This is a genomic window from Achromobacter ruhlandii, from assembly GCF_902859695.1.
In the GTDB taxonomy this organism is placed as follows: domain Bacteria; phylum Pseudomonadota; class Gammaproteobacteria; order Burkholderiales; family Burkholderiaceae_B; genus Achromobacter; species Achromobacter ruhlandii.
The window spans coordinates 80,792-97,423 of sequence record NZ_CADIJL010000003.1; the positions used below are offsets into that span (position 1 = coordinate 80,792).

Consider the following 16,632-nt stretch of genomic DNA (forward strand, 5'->3'; position numbering starts at 1 on the left):
GCCGCGACCGCCCACAAGGCGGCGCGGCAAATATCGAAATTTCCTTGAAAGTCAAAGGATAGAGATCATGGCAAAAGGCAAGTTTGAACGCACCAAGCCGCACGTGAACGTCGGCACCATCGGTCACGTCGACCACGGCAAGACCACCCTGACGGCGGCCATCACGACCGTTCTGTCGACCAAGTTCGGTGGCGAAGCCAAGGGCTACGACCAGATCGACGCGGCACCTGAAGAAAAGGCTCGCGGCATCACGATCAACACGGCGCACGTCGAGTACGAAACGGAAACGCGTCACTACGCGCACGTTGACTGCCCGGGCCACGCTGACTACGTCAAGAACATGATCACGGGCGCGGCGCAGATGGACGGCGCGATCCTGGTCGTGTCGGCCGCTGACGGCCCGATGCCGCAAACGCGTGAACACATCCTGCTGAGCCGCCAGGTTGGCGTGCCGTACATCATCGTCTTCCTGAACAAGGCCGACATGGTTGACGACGCCGAGCTGCTCGAGCTGGTGGAAATGGAAGTTCGCGAACTGCTGAGCAAGTACGACTTCCCGGGCGACGACACCCCGATCGTGAAGGGTTCGGCCAAGCTGGCGCTGGAAGGCGACAAGGGCGAACTGGGCGAGCAAGCGATCCTGTCGCTGGCCCAAGCCCTGGACACGTACATCCCGACGCCCGAGCGTGCCGTTGACGGCGCGTTCCTGATGCCGGTCGAAGACGTGTTCTCGATCTCGGGTCGCGGCACCGTGGTGACCGGCCGTATCGAGCGCGGCGTGATCAAGGTCGGCGAAGAAATCGAAATCGTCGGTATCGTCCCGACGGTCAAGACGACCTGCACCGGCGTGGAAATGTTCCGCAAGCTGCTGGACCAAGGTCAAGCTGGCGACAACGTGGGCATCCTGCTGCGCGGCACCAAGCGTGAAGACGTCCAGCGCGGCCAGGTTCTGGCCAAGCCGGGCTCGATCACCCCGCACACGGACTTCACCTCCGAGGTGTACATCCTGTCCAAGGAAGAAGGCGGCCGCCACACCCCGTTCTTCAACGGCTACCGTCCCCAGTTCTACTTCCGCACGACGGACGTGACCGGCACGATCGACCTGCCGGCCGACAAGGAAATGGTCCTGCCGGGCGACAACGTGACGATGACCGTCAAGCTGCTGGCCCCGATCGCCATGGAAGAAGGCCTGCGTTTCGCCATCCGTGAAGGCGGTCGTACCGTCGGCGCCGGCGTCGTCGCCAAGATCCTGAAGTAAGCCGGATCACTTAAGCAGCACACAACCAGCGAGGGCCTATCAAAGCCCTCGCCTCTCGTTCTTTAGGAAACGCCATGAAAAACCAAAAGATCCGTATCCGCTTGAAGGCTTTCGATTACAAGCTGATCGATCAATCGGCCGCTGAAATCGTCGACACCGCCAAGCGCACGGGCGCCGTTGTCCGCGGCCCGGTGCCGCTGCCCACGCGTATCCGTCGTTACGACGTGCTGCGTTCGCCGCACGTCAACAAGACGTCGCGTGACCAGTTCGAAATCCGCACCCATCAGCGCCTGATGGACATCGTTGACCCCACCGACAAGACCGTTGACGCCCTGATGCGTCTGGACCTGCCGGCCGGCGTCGACGTCGAAATCGCGCTGCAATAAGGCGCTCCCGGGTCCGCCACCTTCGCCGGTGGGCTCGTGAAGAATGGCCGCAATCCCTCGGGACTGCGGCCATTTTGTTTTTGCGCCACAACCCTGGCGTGCTGGCAGCGGGCATAGGTCCTTTTACGCTAAGTGCTTGTGCTGCCTGAAAAAAACGTGCTAATATGCCAAGCTTGCCATTTTGTGGCAGGTCTAACTATGGTGAGGCGCGAGCAAGTCCGGGATTTTCCGGGCCGGCAACCCCAAGCCAGGTTGAACATAGTCGTAGGGCAAAGGCCGTTACCTTTTGCCTGATTAGCCCCGACCAATCGCAGTCGGGAATGGAGAAAACGATGTCGAATTCGACACCCACGCCCGCCGCTCACCGGCTGGGGCTGGTGGGTCGCAAGGTCGGCATGACCCGCATTTTTACCGAGGAAGGTGAATCCATCCCGGTGACCGTGCTGGACGTGTCGAACAACCGCGTGACCCAAGTTAAGTCGCTGGAAACCGACGGCTACGCCGCGATCCAGGTGGCTTATGGCGCTCGTCGCGCCTCGCGCGTGCCGCAAGCACAAACGGGCCACTACGCCAAGGCCGGCGTTGAAGCCGGTAGCATCCTCAAAGAATTCCGCCTTGATCCCGCTCGCGCCGCTGAATTTGCGGCCGGTTCCGTGATCGCCGTGGAATCGGTGTTCGAAGCCGGCCAACAGGTCGACGTCACGGGCACCACCATTGGTAAGGGCTTTGCCGGTACCATCAAGCGCCACAACTTCGGCTCGCAACGCGCCTCGCACGGTAACTCCCGTTCGCACCGCGTTCCCGGCTCGATCGGCCAAGCTCAAGATCCGGGCCGCATTTTCCCGGGTAAGCGCATGGCGGGTCACCTGGGTGATGTCACCCGCACCGTTCAAAACCTCGACGTCGTTCGCGTTGACGTGGAGCGCGGCCTGCTGCTGGTCAAGGGCGCTGTCCCCGGCCACGCTGGCGCCGATATCGTCGTGCGTCCGGCCATCAAGGCCCCGGCCAAGAAGGGAGCGTAAGTAAATGGATCTCAAGCTCCTGAACGACCAAGGTCAGGCCGCGACTTTCAGCGCGCCCGACACGATCTTCGGCCGTGACTTCAACGAAGCGCTGATTCATCAGATCGTGGTGGCTTTCCAAGCCAACGCCCGTGCCGGCAACCGCGCTCAGAAGGATCGCTCGGAAGTCAAGCACTCGACCAAGAAGCCCTGGCGCCAGAAGGGTACCGGCCGCGCTCGCGCCGGTATGACCTCGTCGCCGCTGTGGCGTGGCGGTGGTCGGATTTTCCCGAACTCGCCGGAAGAGAACTTCAGCCAGAAGGTCAACAAGAAGATGTACCGCGCCGGGATCCGCTCGATCCTGTCGCAGCTGGCTCGCGAAGACCGCATCGCCGTCGTCGAATCGTTCGATCTGGAATCGCCCAAGACCAAGGCTGCCGCTGCAAAGCTGAAGAGCCTGGGCCTGGACTCGGTCCTGATCATCACCGACAACGTCGATGAAAATGTTTACCTCGCCACCCGCAACCTGCCGCACGTTGCCGTTGTCGAGCCCCGTTATGCCGATCCGTTGTCGCTGGTCCACTACAAGAAAGTGCTGATCACCAAGCCGGCCATCGCTCAACTCGAGGAGATGCTGGGATGAACGCTGAACGCTTGATGCAAGTCATTCTGGCTCCGATCGTGACCGAAAAGGCCACGTTCGTCGCTGAGAAGAATCAGCAAGTCGCTTTCCGTGTCGTGGCTGACGCTACCAAGCCGGAAATCAAGGCTGCCGTCGAACTGCTCTTCAAGGTGCAGGTCGAGTCCGTGCAGGTCCTCAACCGTAAGGGCAAAGTCAAGCGCTTTGGCCGATTCGTTGGCCGTCGTCGCGACGAGCGCAAGGCCTACGTTTCGCTCAAGGACGGCCAGGAAATCGACTTTGCGGAGGTGAAGTAAATGGCCCTCGTAAAAGTTAAGCCGACTTCGGCTGGCCGCCGTGGCATGGTGAAGGTTGTCAGCCCGAACCTGCACAAGGGTGAGCCCTACGCGCCGCTGCTGGAAAAGAAGACCCGTGGTTCGGGCCGTAACAACAACGGTCACATCACGATCCGCCACCGTGGCGGCGGTCACAAGCAACACTACCGTGTCGTCGACTTCCGTCGCGACAAGGACGGCATCCCCGCGAAGGTCGAGCGTCTGGAATACGACCCGAACCGTACGGCGCACATCGCTCTGCTGTGCTACGCCGACGGCGAGCGTCGCTACATCATCGCTCCGCGCGGCCTGGAAGTGGGCGCCACGCTGATCTCGGGCATCGAAGCCCCGATCCGCGCCGGCAACACGCTGCCGATCCGCAACATCCCGGTGGGTACGACGATTCACTGCGTCGAAATGCTGCCTGGCAAGGGTGCCCAGATGGTCCGTTCGGCCGGCGCTTCCGCCGTCCTGCTGGCCCGCGAAGGTACCTACGCTCAAGTGCGTCTGCGCTCGGGTGAAGTTCGCCGTGTGCACATCGAATGCCGTGCCACCATCGGTGAAGTCGGTAACGAAGAACACAGCCTGCGCCAAATCGGCAAGGCCGGTGCAATGCGTTGGCGCGGTGTCCGCCCGACGGTTCGTGGCGTGGCCATGAACCCGGTCGACCACCCGCACGGTGGCGGTGAAGGCCGTACCGGTGAAGCACGCGAACCGGTCAGCCCGTGGGGCACTCCGGCGAAGGGTTACAAGACCCGTCGCAACAAGCGGACGAACAATATGATCGTCCAACGGCGCAAGCGCAAGTAAGAGGCGAACACTATGTCACGTTCGATCAAGAAAGGCCCGTTTGTCGATGCTCACCTGATCAAAAAGGTGGACACGGCCGTCGCGGGCAAAGACAAGAAGCCGATCAAGACCTGGTCGCGTCGCTCGACGATCCTGCCCGAGTTCATCGGTCTGACGATCGCTGTGCACAACGGCAAGCAGCATGTTCCCGTTTACATCAACGAGAACATGGTCGGTCACAAGCTGGGCGAGTTCGCGCTGACCCGTACGTTCAAGGGTCACGCCGCGGACAAGAAGGCGAAGAGGTAAGCGATGGAAACTACTGCCATTATCCGTGGGGTTCACATCTCCGCTCAAAAGACGCGTCTGGTTGCGGATCTGATCCGCGGCCAGAAGGTCGGCCGTGCGCTCGAGATCCTCACCTTCTCGCCGAAGAAGGCCGCCGCCATCCTGAAGAAGGCTGTCGAGTCCGCCATCGCCAACGCCGAGCACAACGACGGCGCCGATATCGACGAACTGAAAGTCACCACGATCTTCGTGGACAAGGCTCAGTCGATGAAGCGCTTCTCCGCTCGCGCCAAGGGCCGCGGCAACCGTATCGAGAAGCAGACCTGCCACATCACGGTCAAGGTCGGAGCTTAAGGAGTCACGATGGGTCAGAAAATTCACCCCACTGGGTTCCGTCTCGCGGTCACCCGTAATTGGTCCTCGCGTTGGTTCGCCGACGACAAGGCCTTCGGCAGCATGCTGGCCGAAGACATCCGCGTCCGCGAGTACCTGAAGAAGAAGCTCAAGAGCGCCTCCGTCGGTCGCGTGATCATCGAGCGTCCCGCCAAGAATGCCCGCATCACCGTCTACTCGGCTCGTCCGGGCGTGGTGATCGGCAAGCGCGGCGAAGACATCGAAAGCCTGAAGGCTGATCTGCAGCGCCTGATGGGCGTGCCCGTGCACGTCAACATCGAAGAAATCCGCAAGCCGGAAACCGATGCTCAACTGATCGCCGACTCGATCTCGCAACAGCTCGAGAAGCGCATCATGTTCCGCCGCGCCATGAAGCGCGCGATGCAGAACGCCATGCGTCTGGGTGCCCAAGGCATCAAGATCATGAGCTCGGGCCGTCTGAACGGTATCGAAATTGCTCGCACCGAGTGGTATCGCGAAGGCCGTGTGCCGCTGCACACCCTCAAGGCCAACATCGACTACGGCACCTCCGAAGCCCACACCACGTACGGCGTGATCGGCATCAAGGTCTGGGTCTACAAGGGCGACATGCTGGCCAACGGCGAACTGCCGCCGGAAACCGCCGCCCCGCGTGAAGAAGAACGTCGTCCGCGCCGCGCTCCGCGTGGTGATCGTCCGGACGGTGCTCGCACCGGTCGTCCGGGTGGTCGTGGCCGTGGTCCCCGCAAGGCGGACGCTGCTCCGGCGCCTGAAGGAGAATAACCATGCTGCAACCCTCTCGCAGAAAGTATCGCAAAGAGCAGAAGGGCCGCAACACCGGTCTGGCGACCCGTGGCACCCACGTGTCGTTCGGCGAATTCGGTCTGAAGGCCACCGGCCGTGGCCGTCTGACCGCTCGCCAGATCGAAGCCGCTCGTCGTGCCATCAACCGTCACATCAAGCGCGGCGGCCGCATCTGGATTCGCATTTTCCCGGATAAGCCCATCTCGCAAAAGCCTGCCGAAGTCCGTATGGGTAACGGTAAGGGCAACCCGGAGTACTGGGTCGCCGAGATTCAGCCCGGCAAGGTGCTCTACGAAATGGAAGGGGTTAGCGAAGAGCTCGCGCGTGAAGCTTTCCGCCTGGCCGCTGCCAAGCTGCCGATTTCGACCACGTTCGTCGCGCGTCATATCGGTGCTTAAGGAGTACTAAGACATGAAAGCCAGCGAACTCCGTTCGAAAGACGCCGCCGAGCTCGGCAAAGAGCTCGAAAGCCTGCTGAAGGCACAATTCGGTCTGCGTATGCAGAAGGCCACGCAGCAGCTTGCCAACACCAGCCAGCTGCGTAACGTGCGCCGCGACATCGCGCGCGTGCGTACCTTGCTGACCGAGAAGGCAGGGAAATAAAGATGAGCGAAACTCAAAACACCCAAGTGGCCAAGCGCCAGCGTACGCTGGTCGGCAAGGTCGTCAGCAACAAGATGGACAAGACTGTCGTCGTTCTGGTTGAGCGCCGCGTCAAGCACCCCATCTTCGGCAAGATCATCATGCGTTCCGCGAAGTACAAGGCGCACGATGAGTCGAACCAGTACAACGAAGGCGATACGGTTGAAATCGCTGAAGGCCGTCCCATCTCGCGCTCGAAGTCGTGGCGTGTGGTGCGTCTGGTTGAAGCCGCGCGTATCATCTAAGTGAAGATTTCGGAACGGTTCGCCGTTCTGAGGTAAAACGGCAAGGGTTCAGGCCCTTGCCGTTTTTTTTCGTCTCGCGGCTTCGTTTTGGAATGGGTTGTCCAAGGACATCATGCGCGGTTTCAGGAAAGCGATTGTGCACGGCGGGTGGGTCGCCATGGGTGCGCTGGCGGCAGGTACGGGTGCCCAGGCCGCGGATGCGGAACGCGGGCCGGCGGCGCCGGTGGCTACCGCCCCCGCCGACGCCCAGGCAAGGCCGCCAGGTGTCGTGACGCCCAGCGCCGATCCCGCCGCGATCGGCCGCAACGCGCTCAATGCGGGCCCGGATCCGCGCGTGCGGCTGGATGGCCTGTCGCTCGATCACGCGGCCATCTTCGGCACGCAGGATGAGGATGAACAGGCGTTGCTGGACAACGAACGCGCGCTACAGGCGCAGCAAGAGCAACTGCGTGTCCTGGAACGGCTGCTGACGCGGAAGCCGGCGGCGGCGGACCCGTTTCCACCGGCCATGATCCCGCTGACCACCGGCACGCCTATGAATATGGCGCCGCTCGCGCCCGCGCCCTCCGGCTCGCAATTGGGCGGTGGCGAGGCGCAACGCAGCGTGGACCAGATGCAAAGGCGGGTCAACGAAATGCGGCGTGGCGGCGAGGCGCTGAGGCAGGGATCGCGCTGAGCGCGGCTGTTTCCTCAGGCAATTCCGGCGGGCAAGGGCACGGACGGCTTAGCGCGGCCGGGCCAGCTCCCGCAGGCGTCCGGCGACCCCGGTGGGAAAGTAATACACGGACAGCACGAACAGGATGCCCAGCCACAGCAGCCAGCGGTCGGGTTCGAACAACAGGGCCAACGGTGCCACGCTGCCTACGGCATCGTGGATGACGTGCAGACCGTCCTGCAGGTAGCTTTGCGCGAACACAAACAGGCTGGCGCCGATCACTGCGCCGTACATCGTGCCCATGCCGCCGATCACCACCATCAGCAGGATGTTGAGCATGATCTCGAACGACAGCGAGGTGTCCGGCCCGTTGTAGCGCAGCCAGAGCGCATACAGCGCGCCGGCCAGCGTGGCGAACGCCGCCGCCAGCAGGTTCGACAGGCTGCGGTACAGCACCGTGCGGTAGCCGATCGCTTCGGCGCGGAACGGATTCTCGCGGATCGCCTGCAGCACGCGGCCGAACGGCGAATTGACGATGCGCAGCAGCATCAGGAACAGCGCCACGCAAACCGCGGCGATCAGATAGTAGGTGATGATGCGGCCATCGATGTTCACGCCGAACAGCGGTTCGGACAGGGGCCGGAAGGCCGGGCGCAGGGCCTGGGGCACCTTGAAGTTCAGTCCGTCCTCGCCGCCGGTCAGGTCGGACAGCTGTGACACCAGGGTCTGGAATGCCGCCGCCACTGCCAGCGTGATCATGGCGTAGAAGATGGCGCGAACACGCAGGCTGGCCAGGCCGATGATGAGGGCGAACACCAGCGACAAGGCCAGGCCCGCGGCCGTGCCCGTCAGCACCGCCAGCCAACCGGCCTCCATGCGGACGCTGGCGATTGCCACGCCGTAGGCGCCGATGCCGAAGAACATGGTGTGGGCGAAGCTGACGATGCCGGTATAACCCAGCAGCAGATCGTAGCTGGCGACCAGGATCACAAATACCAGGATCTTGGCCGCCACGGCCAGCGACTTGGGGCCGGGAAACAGGAAGGGCGCCGCGGCCAGCGCGACGACGATGACGATCAGCATGACCGCCAGCAGCGTGCTGCGCGGAGGATCGCCGGATAGCAGGCGGAAGGACATGGGGCGATTCCTAGCGATTCGTGACCGGGTACACGCCTTGCGGGCGCCACAGCAGGATGGCGACCATCAGCGCGATGTTCGAGAACAGCGCGGCCTTGGGCATCAGGAAGCCGGTGTAGTTGGCCATCAAGCCGACCAGCAGCGCGCCGATCAGGCAGCCCACGGTCGAGCCCAGCCCGCCGATCATGATGACGATGAAGATCAGCACGTTCACCTGCGCGCCCAGCTGCGGCACGATAGATTGCTGGTACAGGCCCCACAGCACGCCGCCCAGGCCGGCGAGCATCGAGCCGGCCACGAATACGCCGACGAACAGATGGCGTATGCGGTAGCCCAGGCTCTCGACCATCTCGCGGTCCTCGACCCCGGCGCGGATCAGCAGGCCGAGCTTGGTGCGGTTGAGCAGCCACAGCATGCCGCCCAGCACCGCCAGGCCCACCACCAGGGCGACGATGCGGAATTTCTCGATGGCGGCGTCGCCGACCAGCAGCGCGCCGCGCAACGCCTCGGGCAAGGGCAGCGACAGCGTCTGCGGACCCCACAGCATCTTGATGATCTCTTCGCCGATGATCATGCCGCCCATGGTGATGAGGATCTGCTTGAGGTGCTGGCCATAGACCGGCCGCACGATCACGCGCTCGAACGCCACGCCCACCGCGCCTGCCACCAGCATGCCGACGATCATGGCGGGCAGCACCGCGGCCAGGTTCAGCCACAGGCTGCCGGTCTGGGTCCAGTCGGACATCGCGCCAAGCACCGTGGCCGCCATGTAGGCGCCGATCGCAATGAACAGGCCATGGCCGAAGTTCAGCACATCCATCAGGCCGAACACCAGCGTCATGCCGGAGGCCACGATGAAGATGATCATGCCCATCGCCAGGCCGGCGAAGGTCAGCGTCACCCAGGTCGAGAACGAGCCGACCAGCGGCAGCGCGATGGCGGCCAGCGCCAGCACCAGCAGCACCGGGCGCAGGTCCGCGCGGGTTTGCGGCAGCGGCGTATCGATATCGGCGGCGCTCATTGGTGCGCTCCCAGCGACAGGCCCAGCAGGCGGGTCTGCAGCGCGTCGTCTTGCGCCAGCTCGGCCATGCCGCCGGCGTGCACCACCCGGCCGTTGTCCATGACCGCGACGTGGTCGCCCACCTGGCGCGCGAAATTGAAGTTCTGCTCCACCAGCAGGATGGTGGTGGAGGCCTGCTTGAGTTCGATGAAGGCGTCGATCATGTTCTGGATGATGGCGGGCGCCAGGCCCTTGCTGGGCTCGTCGACCAGCAGCAGGCGGCGTGGCTCGATGATGGCGCGCGCGACCGCCAGCATCTGCTTCTGGCCGCCCGACAGCTTGCCGGCGGGGTACAGCCAGAATTTGCGCAGCGCGGGGAAGAAGCCGAAGATCCATTCCAGCCGCGCGGTGTCCAGCTGCGCGGCGCTTCGCGCCTGGCGCGCGGCCAGCAGGATGTTCTCTTTCACCGACAGGTCGGCGAAGATGCCCATGTTCTCCGGCACGTAGGCGATGCCCTGGCGCGCCATGTCGGGCGGCGAGGTGCGCACGCCCGGGCCGCCGACCGCGGCGCCGTCAAAGCCGATGTGGCCCTGTGTCGCCTTCCACAGGCCCATGATGGTGCGCAGCGTGGTGGTCTTGCCCGCGCCATTGCGGCCCAGCAGCATGGTGACGCCCGCGGCGGGAACCGCCAGGTCCACGCCGTGCAGGATGTGATACGCGCCGATGTGCGTGTGCACGTCCTTCAGTTCCAGCAAGGTGGCCGCGCTCATGTCGTCTTCTCCGGCAGGGCGGCGCCCAGGTAGGCCTGCTGCACGATCGGCGAGGCGATCACCTCGGCGGGCTCGCCGTCGGCCATCAATTCGCCGTTGTGCAGCACCACGATGCGGTCCGCCAGTTCGCGCACCACGTCCATCTTGTGTTCCACCAGCAGGATCGTCTTGGACGCGTCGGCCTTGATCTCGCGGATCAGGTCCAGCACCACGGGCACGTCGTCCACGCTCATGCCAGCGGTGGGTTCGTCGAACATGAACACCTGCGGCTCCAGCGCGATCAGCATGGCGATCTCGAGCTTGCGCTGGTCGCCGTGCGGCAGGTCGGCCGCGGCCTGGTCGCGGCGGGCCGTCAGGCGGGTGCGTTCGAGCAGCGCGTCGGCGCGCGCCAGCAGCGCCCGGTCATCGTCCCAGGTGCGCCAGAAGCGGATCTGGCGCCAGCCCAGGCCCTGCTGGCGCGATTGCAGCGCCAGCCGCACGTTCTCGCGCACCGACAGGCGCGGGAACAGCTGCGTCAGCTGGAAGGCGCGCCCCAGGCCGGCATGCATGCGCGCCGGCGCCGACAGCCCGGTCAGGTCGCGGCCGTTCAGGTGCACCGAACCGGCGCTGGCGCGCAGTTGCCCCGAGATCAGGTTGAAATAGGTGGTCTTGCCCGCGCCGTTGGGCCCGACGATGGCCGTCAGGCTGCCCGGCGCGAAGCGGCAGCTCACCGCGTTGACGGCCACGTGGCCGCCGAAGCGGATCGTGAGCGATTGGGTTTCCAGCATGAAGGGCAGGGCTCAGCGTTTGTTCTGGATCGGCACCGCCATCTGGTCGGGCGTGATTTCCTTGACCAGATCCTGCACCGCCCACGGCACCGAGGCGTCGTTCTTGATGCGGAAGTGGTACATCGACTGCATGGCCTGGTGGTCTTCCGGGCGGAAGGTCATCTTGCCCTTGGGCGTGTCGAAGCTCATGCCTTCCATCGTCTTGATGAGCGTGTCGGTGTCGCTCTTGCCGGCGCTCTTGTTCAGCGCCGTCACAATGGCGATGGCGGCCGACATGCCGCCGGCGGTGAAGAAGTCCGGCGGCTGGCCGTAGCGCTTCTGGTGCTCGGCCACCAGCCAGTCGTTGATCGGGTTCTTGGGGATGCCGTAGTAGTAATAGGTCGCGCCTTCCATGCCGGCCAGCGATTTGAGCGGCGTCATCGCGGCCAACGTGTTGCCGCCGGTGGCGATCTCGATGCCGAAGCGCTTGGGGTCGAGATCGGCGATCTTGAACGGATTGCCGGCGCCGGCCCACAGGATGAAGATGATCTTGCGGCCCGGCTTGTCCTTGAGCGCGTCGAACAGGCGTTGCGCGCCGGCGGTGAAGTCGGTGGCGTTGGCCGGCAGGTATTCCTCGTGCACGATCCTGGCCTGCTTGAGCGCGCCCTTGAAGGCCTTGACGCCGTCGCGGCCGAACGCGTAGTCCTGCGCCAGCATGGCGATGGACGTATCCGGCTGGTCGAAGGCGACAGCGTTGGCGATGGCGTCCTGCGACGAATTGCGGCCGGTGCGGAAGATGTACTTGTTCCACTTGTCGCCGGTGATCGAGTCGGCCACCGCGGGTTCCACCAGCAGGATCTTCTCGTATTCCTCGGCGATCGGCAGCATGGCCAGCGCCACGCCCGACGAGGTCGGGCCCACCGCGATGTCGGCGTTGTCATCGGCGTAGGCCGAGGCGAGCTGGGCGCGAGCAACGTCGGGCTTGCCCTGGTTGTCCTTCTCGATCACGCGGATCTTGCGCCCGGCCACCGTCATGGTGCCTTGCGTGGCGTATTCCAGGCCCAGCATCAGGCCGTTGTGGGTCTGCTTGGCGTAGGCCTCCAGCGGCCCGGTCTTGTCGTAGACGTGTGCCACCACGAAGTCCTTGGCCATGGCGGCCGAACTCAGGCACAGGCCGGCCAGCGCGGCGAGCAGGATGCGTTTCATGGGAGTCTCCTTGGTTCTAGTAGGCGCCGGCGGCTGCGGCGGCGGCCGGCGTGGCGAGAAATTGGCGGACGGCCTCGATCTGCGGCTCGACGTTCAAGGCCGGCGCATGACCGCAGTCAGGGAAGTCGATGCGCCGGGCGCGCGGGCCGCGGCGGGTCATGGCCTCGGCGACCTCGGGCAGCAGCAGGTCGGAATCGGCGCCGCGCAGCAGCAACAGCGGCACGCGCAGGCTGTCGTATTCGGCCCAGCGTTCATAGTCCGCCGGGTGGTGGTGGAACTGGCCGACGATGGCCGGATCGTAATGCGCCGTGACGCGGCCGTCGGGCAGGCGGCGCACCGAGGTCTCGGCCATGCGGCGCCATTGCTCGTCGCTCTGCCAGCCATAGGGCTTGTAGGCGGCGCGCAGCCAGGTTTCCAGCTCGGTGACGGTGTCGAAGGCCGGCGGGTTGCCGGCATAGGCCAGAATGCGGTCGATGGCCGGCTGCGGCAGCGACGGCCCGATGTCGTTGACCACCAGGTGCGAAATGCGGTCCTTGAGCGTGGTGGCGGCGGCGTACATGCCGGTGGCGCCGCCCATCGAGGTGCCGACCCAGCGCACCCGGTCCAGCCCCAGGCCGTCGAGCAGGGCGCGCGCCAGCCGGGCGTAGAAGTCCAGCCGGTACTCGGCCACCGGATCGGGGCTCCATTGCGACAGTCCGCGCCCGATCGTGTCGGGGCAGAGGATGCGGTAGTCGCCGGCCAGCGCCTGCGCCAGCTCGTCGAAGTCGCGGCCGGTCCGGGCCAGGCCGTGCCACATGATGAGCGCGGGGGCGTCCGGGCGGCCCCATTCGGTGTAATGCAGCTCGCGGCCTTCGCAGCGCAGATAGCGCGAAGCCGGCGTGTGGCGAGCGGCCTGTGCGGGCGCGTTGGCCATGCGTCTCCTCCCGGGTTGTCCAGGTTGTATGCTTGTGGCGCTGACTATAGACTTGCGCCAGGCGCGGCCACAATGCGCCGGACCACCCGCGGCAGGGTGAGTCAAGAATATGTAGACGCAGGGTCACGAGCCCCCGCCGACCCTCGCGAACCAGGAGACCGCGCCATGCCCGACACGGAATTCGCCACTTCGGCCATCGCTGGCGTCGAGCGGTACGAGCAATGGCGCGCGGCCCTGTCGGATGCCTTCGGGCCGTTCGAGGTGCACCACGGCCAGGCCGGCCAGTTCGCCGGCCACGTGCGCTATGTGCGGCGCGCCAGCCTGCAGTTCAACGACCTGCACTATCAGGGACAGAAGATCGAGCGCACCGCCGGCAATGCCTCGCGGCTGGACCAGGAGTTCTACACCTTCGGCCTGCCGCTGGCCGGGCCGCTGGCCGTGGTGCAGCAGGGCCGCGAGTTCCAGGTCGAGCCCGGCTGCGTCTACCTGATGAACCAGAGCCTGCCTTACCAGGCCACCGCGCTCGGCGCCGACGGCTACCGCAGCCTGAGCGTGTCGTTCCCGCGCAGCGCGCTGTCGCAGCGCGATTCGCGCATCGGCCCCTTCTACAAGCTGCGCGTCGATGACGGGTCGCCGCGCGGCGCGATGCTGGCCAGCTACATGGACCACCTTTTCAAGGGGCTGGACGGCTGGTCGCCGGCGGAGGCGGCCGAACTGGGCGAACGGCTGATCGACCTGATCGTGCTGTTCCTGGTGCAGCCGGGGCAGGGCCACGCCTCGGAAGCCGACAGCAGCGTGACCATGGCGCATCGCCAGCGCGCCATGGCCTACATCCGCCAGCACCTGGCTGACCCGGCGCTGTCGCCGCAGCGGGTGGCGCAGGGCTGCGGCCTGTCGGTGGCCTACCTGCACCGCATCTTCCAGGCGGGCGACCTGTCGGTGGAAAGCTTCGTCTTCGACCAGCGCCTGGAGCGCTGCCGCGAATTGCTGCTGAACCCGGCGCAACGCCACCGCGGCATCGCCGAGCTGGCGTACCAGGCCGGCTTCGCCCATCCCTCGCATTTCAGTCGGCTGTTCAAGCGCCGCTTCGGCGTGTCGCCGCGCGAATGGCGCGCACGCGGCTAGGTTCGCGCCGCGCAATGAAAAGGCCCGCTCGCGCGGGCCTTGTCGCATCGGGCTAGCGCCCCGTGTTCGATCAGAACGGTGACGGCGTGGCCGACAGGTTGACCAGGCTGTTGGTCTTCAGGTCCAGGCGGATGTGCTCGGACGGCAGGCCATCGGCCAGCTTCAGCATGATCGCCATCAGCGGCTTGAAGCGCGCCTTGAACATGTCGGCCGGGGTGTTGGCGTCGCTGACCCGGTCGCCGTTCATCTGCATGCTGGCGTTGGTCTGGCTCAGGGCCTGGGCCAGCAGCTTGTACTGGCTGGCGCGCTGCGCCGGGATGTCGGCGTAGGCCAGGTCGCCGGCGTTGGCCAGGCGCACGAAGTCGCCCGCCATGTCCAGCGCCTTCCACTTGGCGAAGTCGGCCAGCTGCATGCCGTTGGCCTGCGCCAGCGCCTGGGCGCGGGTGGTGGCGTCGGCCATGTCGCCGGCGAAGGCCGGGTTGCTGGCGGTCGGGCCGCCCGCGACGTACAGGCAGTTGAAGAACTCGGGCGTCAGCTGGGCGCGGTCGCCGGTGTTCTGCAGTTCGCCCAGCGTCACCGAAGTGCGCAGCTGCGACAGCACCAGCAGGTCGGCGCCGGTCAAAGGGCTCTTGACCAGCTCGCGCATTTCGCAGCGCCAGTCATCGTTCAGCAGGCGCAGGCGCACCAGTTCGCTCATGTAGCGGTAGTTGAAGTCGCCGTAGTCCTTGGCATCCAGGATCGACACGTCCCAGCGCGGCGGCACGGTGTAGGCGTGCTCGGCGCGGTAAAGGTCGAACAGTTCGTCAAAGCGCGGCACCTTGTCCAGGCGGATGGTCTGCAGCTCGATCTGGTCGGGGCCTTGCATCGTCATTAGCTTATAGGCCGGCACGTAGGCCGCCATCGACGGTGCCTGGATGTTGAACAGCGCCTTGTCGCCGCCGTAGTTGCGCGACGCGGTGTCGTTGAAGTGCATGTGGCCGCCCACGTGCACCTTCAGGCCGGTGTCGGCCAGCGCGCGCGTGGTGTTCTCGGCCGGGCGGCGCACCATCTGCATCTTGTTGGCGCCCAGCAGCGCCTCGATATCGTCCGAGGCGCCGTTGAAGAACTCGGTCATCGGGAAATGGCTGAACGCCACTACCTGCTTGCCCTGCGCCTTGCCGCGCGCCACCACGTCGGCCAGCCACTTGATGACGTGCGCCTTGTGCGTGAGCATCTTGTTGTAGCCCTGGTCGCCCGAGCCGGTGAAATCGTTGGCGCCGTTGCCGGTCGGCACGTAGACGTTCGCGTCGATGCCGACCAGCCACACGCCCTTGACCGGCTCGACCACGTACGAGGTGTCCGGCACCATCTTGCAGAAGGTGTAGTTGGCCGGCTTGTTCGGGCCGCCGGTGCCTTGCGCGCAGATCTCGTACTGGCGGTTGATCCAGCTGGCCTGCGACAACGCGGTGTTGTAGTTGTAGTCCTCGTACTTGTAGCTGCTGTACGGGGTCTCGTAGTACAGGTATTCGGGCTTGGGCATGAAGCCGTGCTGGGTCAGGGCCTCGGTGATGCCCGCGTAGCCCATGTGCAGCACCTCCTCGGTGCAGTAGGTATCGCCCACGCGCGCCCAGTCGCCGGCATAGGGCGTGCTGCAGGCGGCGTTGCCGCCGCGGCTGTAGATCGGCTGCGAGAAGCCGATCGCGCCCGTCGTCGGATCGAGGCCCAGGTAGTCGCTTTTGCCGTTGGCCTGGTTGAACGGCCGCACCGGGTCATGGTTGCCGGGGGCGGCGAAGAACTGGATGCCATGCTTGCGCGTGTAATCGTCCATGATCTTGACCAGGCCGCGCATGTGCACCGGCTGGCCGTCGTCGGAGAAGTCGCCGGGAAGGGCGATGTACTTCACGCCGCGCGCCACCGCGTCGTCCAGCGCGGCCAGGAAGGCGAAGTAGTTCTCGTTGAACAGGCGCGTCGAGGTCAGCTGCGCGTACATCGTGCGGATGGTGGCGTTGTCGCCGCGCTTGGGGTTCGGGATGCCCGGGAACGAGCCGTCCTTGAAGTCCGCGTAGACATCGTGGAAATGGATGTCCGGCATGAAGGCGACCTGCACCGCGGCGGGTTGCGCCACCGGCGGCGTCTCGGCAACCGGGGAGGTGTCGTTGTCGTCGTCCTTGTCGCCGCCACAGGCGGCCACCAGGCTGATGAGCGCGGCCGCGCCCAGCGCGCGCGCGCTTTGCTGATATCGGTGCATTGTGCTTCTCGGGTTGGAACAAGTTTTTCTTCAGGCGTGGCTTCCCTGTTCCTGGGAGATGCCGCCCGCGAGTGAGGCGCAATCCTCGCCGGCCAGGGTTACAGCAACATGAAA

21 protein-coding genes are annotated in these 16,632 nt (G+C 65.2%); 14 read left to right on the plus strand and 7 right to left on the minus strand.

The features are described from left to right. Positions 1-67: 67 nt before the first annotated feature. The 13 genes from tuf (at position 68) to HV742_RS04765 (ending at position 7,415) form a co-directional block, all read left to right on the plus strand. The gene (gene tuf / locus HV742_RS04705) at positions 68-1,258 is read left to right on the plus strand and encodes an elongation factor Tu (protein WP_054495833.1); all 1,191 of its coding nucleotides are present in this window, start codon (positions 68-70) and stop codon (positions 1,256-1,258) included. A 74-nt stretch (positions 1,259-1,332) separates the two neighbouring features. After that, entirely contained in the window at positions 1,333-1,644 is a 312-nt protein-coding gene (gene rpsJ / locus HV742_RS04710; protein WP_003806903.1) for a 30S ribosomal protein S10, read from the plus strand. A 332-nt stretch (positions 1,645-1,976) separates the two neighbouring features. Continuing rightward, positions 1,977-2,666 carry a 50S ribosomal protein L3 gene (gene rplC / locus HV742_RS04715; RefSeq protein ID WP_006392074.1) on the plus strand — a complete coding sequence of 230 codons (690 nt, stop codon included), beginning with the start codon at positions 1,977-1,979 and terminating at the stop codon, positions 2,664-2,666. 4 nt (positions 2,667-2,670) lie between these two features. Further along, the gene (gene rplD, locus HV742_RS04720; protein ID WP_006389605.1) at positions 2,671-3,288 is read left to right on the plus strand and encodes a 50S ribosomal protein L4; all 618 of its coding nucleotides are present in this window, start codon (positions 2,671-2,673) and stop codon (positions 3,286-3,288) included. Then, entirely contained in the window at positions 3,285-3,581 is a 297-nt protein-coding gene (gene rplW, locus HV742_RS04725; RefSeq protein WP_006389606.1) for a 50S ribosomal protein L23, read from the plus strand. The genes rplD and rplW overlap by 4 nt, the downstream gene beginning before the upstream one ends. Next, positions 3,582-4,409, plus strand: coding sequence for a 50S ribosomal protein L2 (rplB, locus tag HV742_RS04730; RefSeq protein ID WP_006389607.1), 828 nt, complete (start codon positions 3,582-3,584; stop codon positions 4,407-4,409). A 12-nt stretch (positions 4,410-4,421) separates the two neighbouring features. Further along, a complete protein-coding gene (rpsS, locus tag HV742_RS04735; RefSeq protein ID WP_006216555.1) occupies positions 4,422-4,697 on the plus strand; it encodes a 30S ribosomal protein S19 in 276 nt (91 codons plus the stop codon). 3 nt (positions 4,698-4,700) lie between these two features. Next, positions 4,701-5,030 (plus strand): 50S ribosomal protein L22, encoded by a 330-nt coding sequence (gene rplV / locus HV742_RS04740; protein ID WP_006389608.1) that lies wholly within the window; start codon positions 4,701-4,703, stop codon positions 5,028-5,030. A 9-nt stretch (positions 5,031-5,039) separates the two neighbouring features. After that, on the plus strand, positions 5,040-5,831 hold the full coding sequence (gene rpsC, locus HV742_RS04745) for a 30S ribosomal protein S3 (protein ID WP_006389609.1): 792 nt from the start codon (positions 5,040-5,042) through the stop codon (positions 5,829-5,831). A 2-nt stretch (positions 5,832-5,833) separates the two neighbouring features. After that, on the plus strand, positions 5,834-6,250 hold the full coding sequence (gene rplP / locus HV742_RS04750; RefSeq protein WP_006389610.1) for a 50S ribosomal protein L16: 417 nt from the start codon (positions 5,834-5,836) through the stop codon (positions 6,248-6,250). Positions 6,251-6,263: 13 nt separating this feature from the next. After that, positions 6,264-6,455 carry a 50S ribosomal protein L29 gene (rpmC, locus tag HV742_RS04755; protein WP_003806912.1) on the plus strand — a complete coding sequence of 64 codons (192 nt, stop codon included), beginning with the start codon at positions 6,264-6,266 and terminating at the stop codon, positions 6,453-6,455. A gap of 2 nt (positions 6,456-6,457) precedes the next feature. Further along, the gene (rpsQ, locus tag HV742_RS04760; protein WP_006216549.1) at positions 6,458-6,739 is read left to right on the plus strand and encodes a 30S ribosomal protein S17; all 282 of its coding nucleotides are present in this window, start codon (positions 6,458-6,460) and stop codon (positions 6,737-6,739) included. A 97-nt stretch (positions 6,740-6,836) separates the two neighbouring features. Beyond that, positions 6,837-7,415, plus strand: coding sequence for a hypothetical protein (locus tag HV742_RS04765; RefSeq protein WP_254600969.1), 579 nt, complete (start codon positions 6,837-6,839; stop codon positions 7,413-7,415). 48 nt (positions 7,416-7,463) lie between these two features. On the opposite strand, the gene HV742_RS04770 is transcribed toward HV742_RS04765, so the two are convergent. The 6 genes from HV742_RS04770 to HV742_RS04795 are packed head-to-tail and all read right to left on the minus strand — an operon-like array spanning position 7,464 to position 13,166. Continuing rightward, positions 7,464-8,531, minus strand: a complete 1,068-nt coding sequence (locus HV742_RS04770) for a branched-chain amino acid ABC transporter permease (protein ID WP_175144599.1) — start codon at positions 8,529-8,531, stop codon at positions 7,464-7,466. Between the two features lie 10 nt (positions 8,532-8,541). After that, entirely contained in the window at positions 8,542-9,552 is a 1,011-nt protein-coding gene (locus HV742_RS04775) for a branched-chain amino acid ABC transporter permease (protein ID WP_049077251.1), read from the minus strand. Beyond that, positions 9,549-10,301: an ABC transporter ATP-binding protein gene (locus HV742_RS04780; RefSeq protein WP_175144600.1), complete on the minus strand. Its 753-nt coding sequence runs from the start codon at positions 10,299-10,301 to the stop codon at positions 9,549-9,551. Before HV742_RS04780 ends, HV742_RS04775 begins: the two co-directional genes overlap by 4 nt. Continuing rightward, positions 10,298-11,068, minus strand: coding sequence for an ABC transporter ATP-binding protein (locus HV742_RS04785; RefSeq protein ID WP_049077248.1), 771 nt, complete (start codon positions 11,066-11,068; stop codon positions 10,298-10,300). The genes HV742_RS04780 and HV742_RS04785 overlap by 4 nt, the downstream gene beginning before the upstream one ends. Positions 11,069-11,080: 12 nt before the next feature. After that, entirely contained in the window at positions 11,081-12,253 is a 1,173-nt protein-coding gene (locus HV742_RS04790) for a substrate-binding domain-containing protein (protein WP_049077246.1), read from the minus strand. Positions 12,254-12,269: 16 nt separating this feature from the next. Beyond that, positions 12,270-13,166 carry an alpha/beta fold hydrolase gene (locus HV742_RS04795; RefSeq protein ID WP_175144601.1) on the minus strand — a complete coding sequence of 299 codons (897 nt, stop codon included), beginning with the start codon at positions 13,164-13,166 and terminating at the stop codon, positions 12,270-12,272. A gap of 165 nt (positions 13,167-13,331) precedes the next feature. Here HV742_RS04795 and HV742_RS04800 point away from each other — a divergent pair, with 165 nt between their 5' ends. Then, positions 13,332-14,291 carry an AraC-like ligand-binding domain-containing protein gene (locus tag HV742_RS04800; RefSeq protein WP_054419978.1) on the plus strand — a complete coding sequence of 320 codons (960 nt, stop codon included), beginning with the start codon at positions 13,332-13,334 and terminating at the stop codon, positions 14,289-14,291. A 70-nt stretch (positions 14,292-14,361) separates the two neighbouring features. Here HV742_RS04800 and HV742_RS04805 read toward each other — a convergent pair whose 3' ends face one another. Beyond that, positions 14,362-16,518, minus strand: a complete 2,157-nt coding sequence (locus HV742_RS04805) for a metallophosphoesterase (protein ID WP_175144602.1) — start codon at positions 16,516-16,518, stop codon at positions 14,362-14,364. Between the last annotated feature and the right edge of the window lie 114 nt (positions 16,519-16,632).

Excerpts from the sequence above, each read along its gene's own strand:
- rpmC (WP_003806912.1), top strand. The coding sequence starts at position 6,264 with ATGAAAGCCAGCGAACTCCGTTCGAAAGACGCCGCCGAGCTCGGCAAA.
- rplP (WP_006389610.1), top strand. The coding sequence starts at position 5,834 with ATGCTGCAACCCTCTCGCAGAAAGTATCGCAAAGAGCAGAAGGGCCGC.
- HV742_RS04780 (WP_175144600.1), bottom strand. The coding sequence starts at position 10,301 with ATGAGCGCGGCCACCTTGCTGGAACTGAAGGACGTGCACACGCACATC.
- rplV (WP_006389608.1), top strand. The coding sequence starts at position 4,701 with ATGGAAACTACTGCCATTATCCGTGGGGTTCACATCTCCGCTCAAAAG.
- rpsQ (WP_006216549.1), top strand. The coding sequence starts at position 6,458 with ATGAGCGAAACTCAAAACACCCAAGTGGCCAAGCGCCAGCGTACGCTG.
- rplC (WP_006392074.1), top strand. The coding sequence starts at position 1,977 with ATGTCGAATTCGACACCCACGCCCGCCGCTCACCGGCTGGGGCTGGTG.
- rpsJ (WP_003806903.1), top strand. The coding sequence starts at position 1,333 with ATGAAAAACCAAAAGATCCGTATCCGCTTGAAGGCTTTCGATTACAAG.
- HV742_RS04770 (WP_175144599.1), bottom strand. The coding sequence starts at position 8,531 with ATGTCCTTCCGCCTGCTATCCGGCGATCCTCCGCGCAGCACGCTGCTG.
- rplB (WP_006389607.1), top strand. The coding sequence starts at position 3,582 with ATGGCCCTCGTAAAAGTTAAGCCGACTTCGGCTGGCCGCCGTGGCATG.
- rplW (WP_006389606.1), top strand. The coding sequence starts at position 3,285 with ATGAACGCTGAACGCTTGATGCAAGTCATTCTGGCTCCGATCGTGACC.
- HV742_RS04790 (WP_049077246.1), bottom strand. The coding sequence starts at position 12,253 with ATGAAACGCATCCTGCTCGCCGCGCTGGCCGGCCTGTGCCTGAGTTCG.
- tuf (WP_054495833.1), top strand. The coding sequence starts at position 68 with ATGGCAAAAGGCAAGTTTGAACGCACCAAGCCGCACGTGAACGTCGGC.
- HV742_RS04775 (WP_049077251.1), bottom strand. The coding sequence starts at position 9,552 with ATGAGCGCCGCCGATATCGATACGCCGCTGCCGCAAACCCGCGCGGAC.
- HV742_RS04800 (WP_054419978.1), top strand. The coding sequence starts at position 13,332 with ATGCCCGACACGGAATTCGCCACTTCGGCCATCGCTGGCGTCGAGCGG.
- HV742_RS04805 (WP_175144602.1), bottom strand. The coding sequence starts at position 16,518 with ATGCACCGATATCAGCAAAGCGCGCGCGCGCTGGGCGCGGCCGCGCTC.
- HV742_RS04795 (WP_175144601.1), bottom strand. The coding sequence starts at position 13,166 with ATGGCCAACGCGCCCGCACAGGCCGCTCGCCACACGCCGGCTTCGCGC.
- rplD (WP_006389605.1), top strand. The coding sequence starts at position 2,671 with ATGGATCTCAAGCTCCTGAACGACCAAGGTCAGGCCGCGACTTTCAGC.
- HV742_RS04785 (WP_049077248.1), bottom strand. The coding sequence starts at position 11,068 with ATGCTGGAAACCCAATCGCTCACGATCCGCTTCGGCGGCCACGTGGCC.
- rpsC (WP_006389609.1), top strand. The coding sequence starts at position 5,040 with ATGGGTCAGAAAATTCACCCCACTGGGTTCCGTCTCGCGGTCACCCGT.
- rpsS (WP_006216555.1), top strand. The coding sequence starts at position 4,422 with ATGTCACGTTCGATCAAGAAAGGCCCGTTTGTCGATGCTCACCTGATC.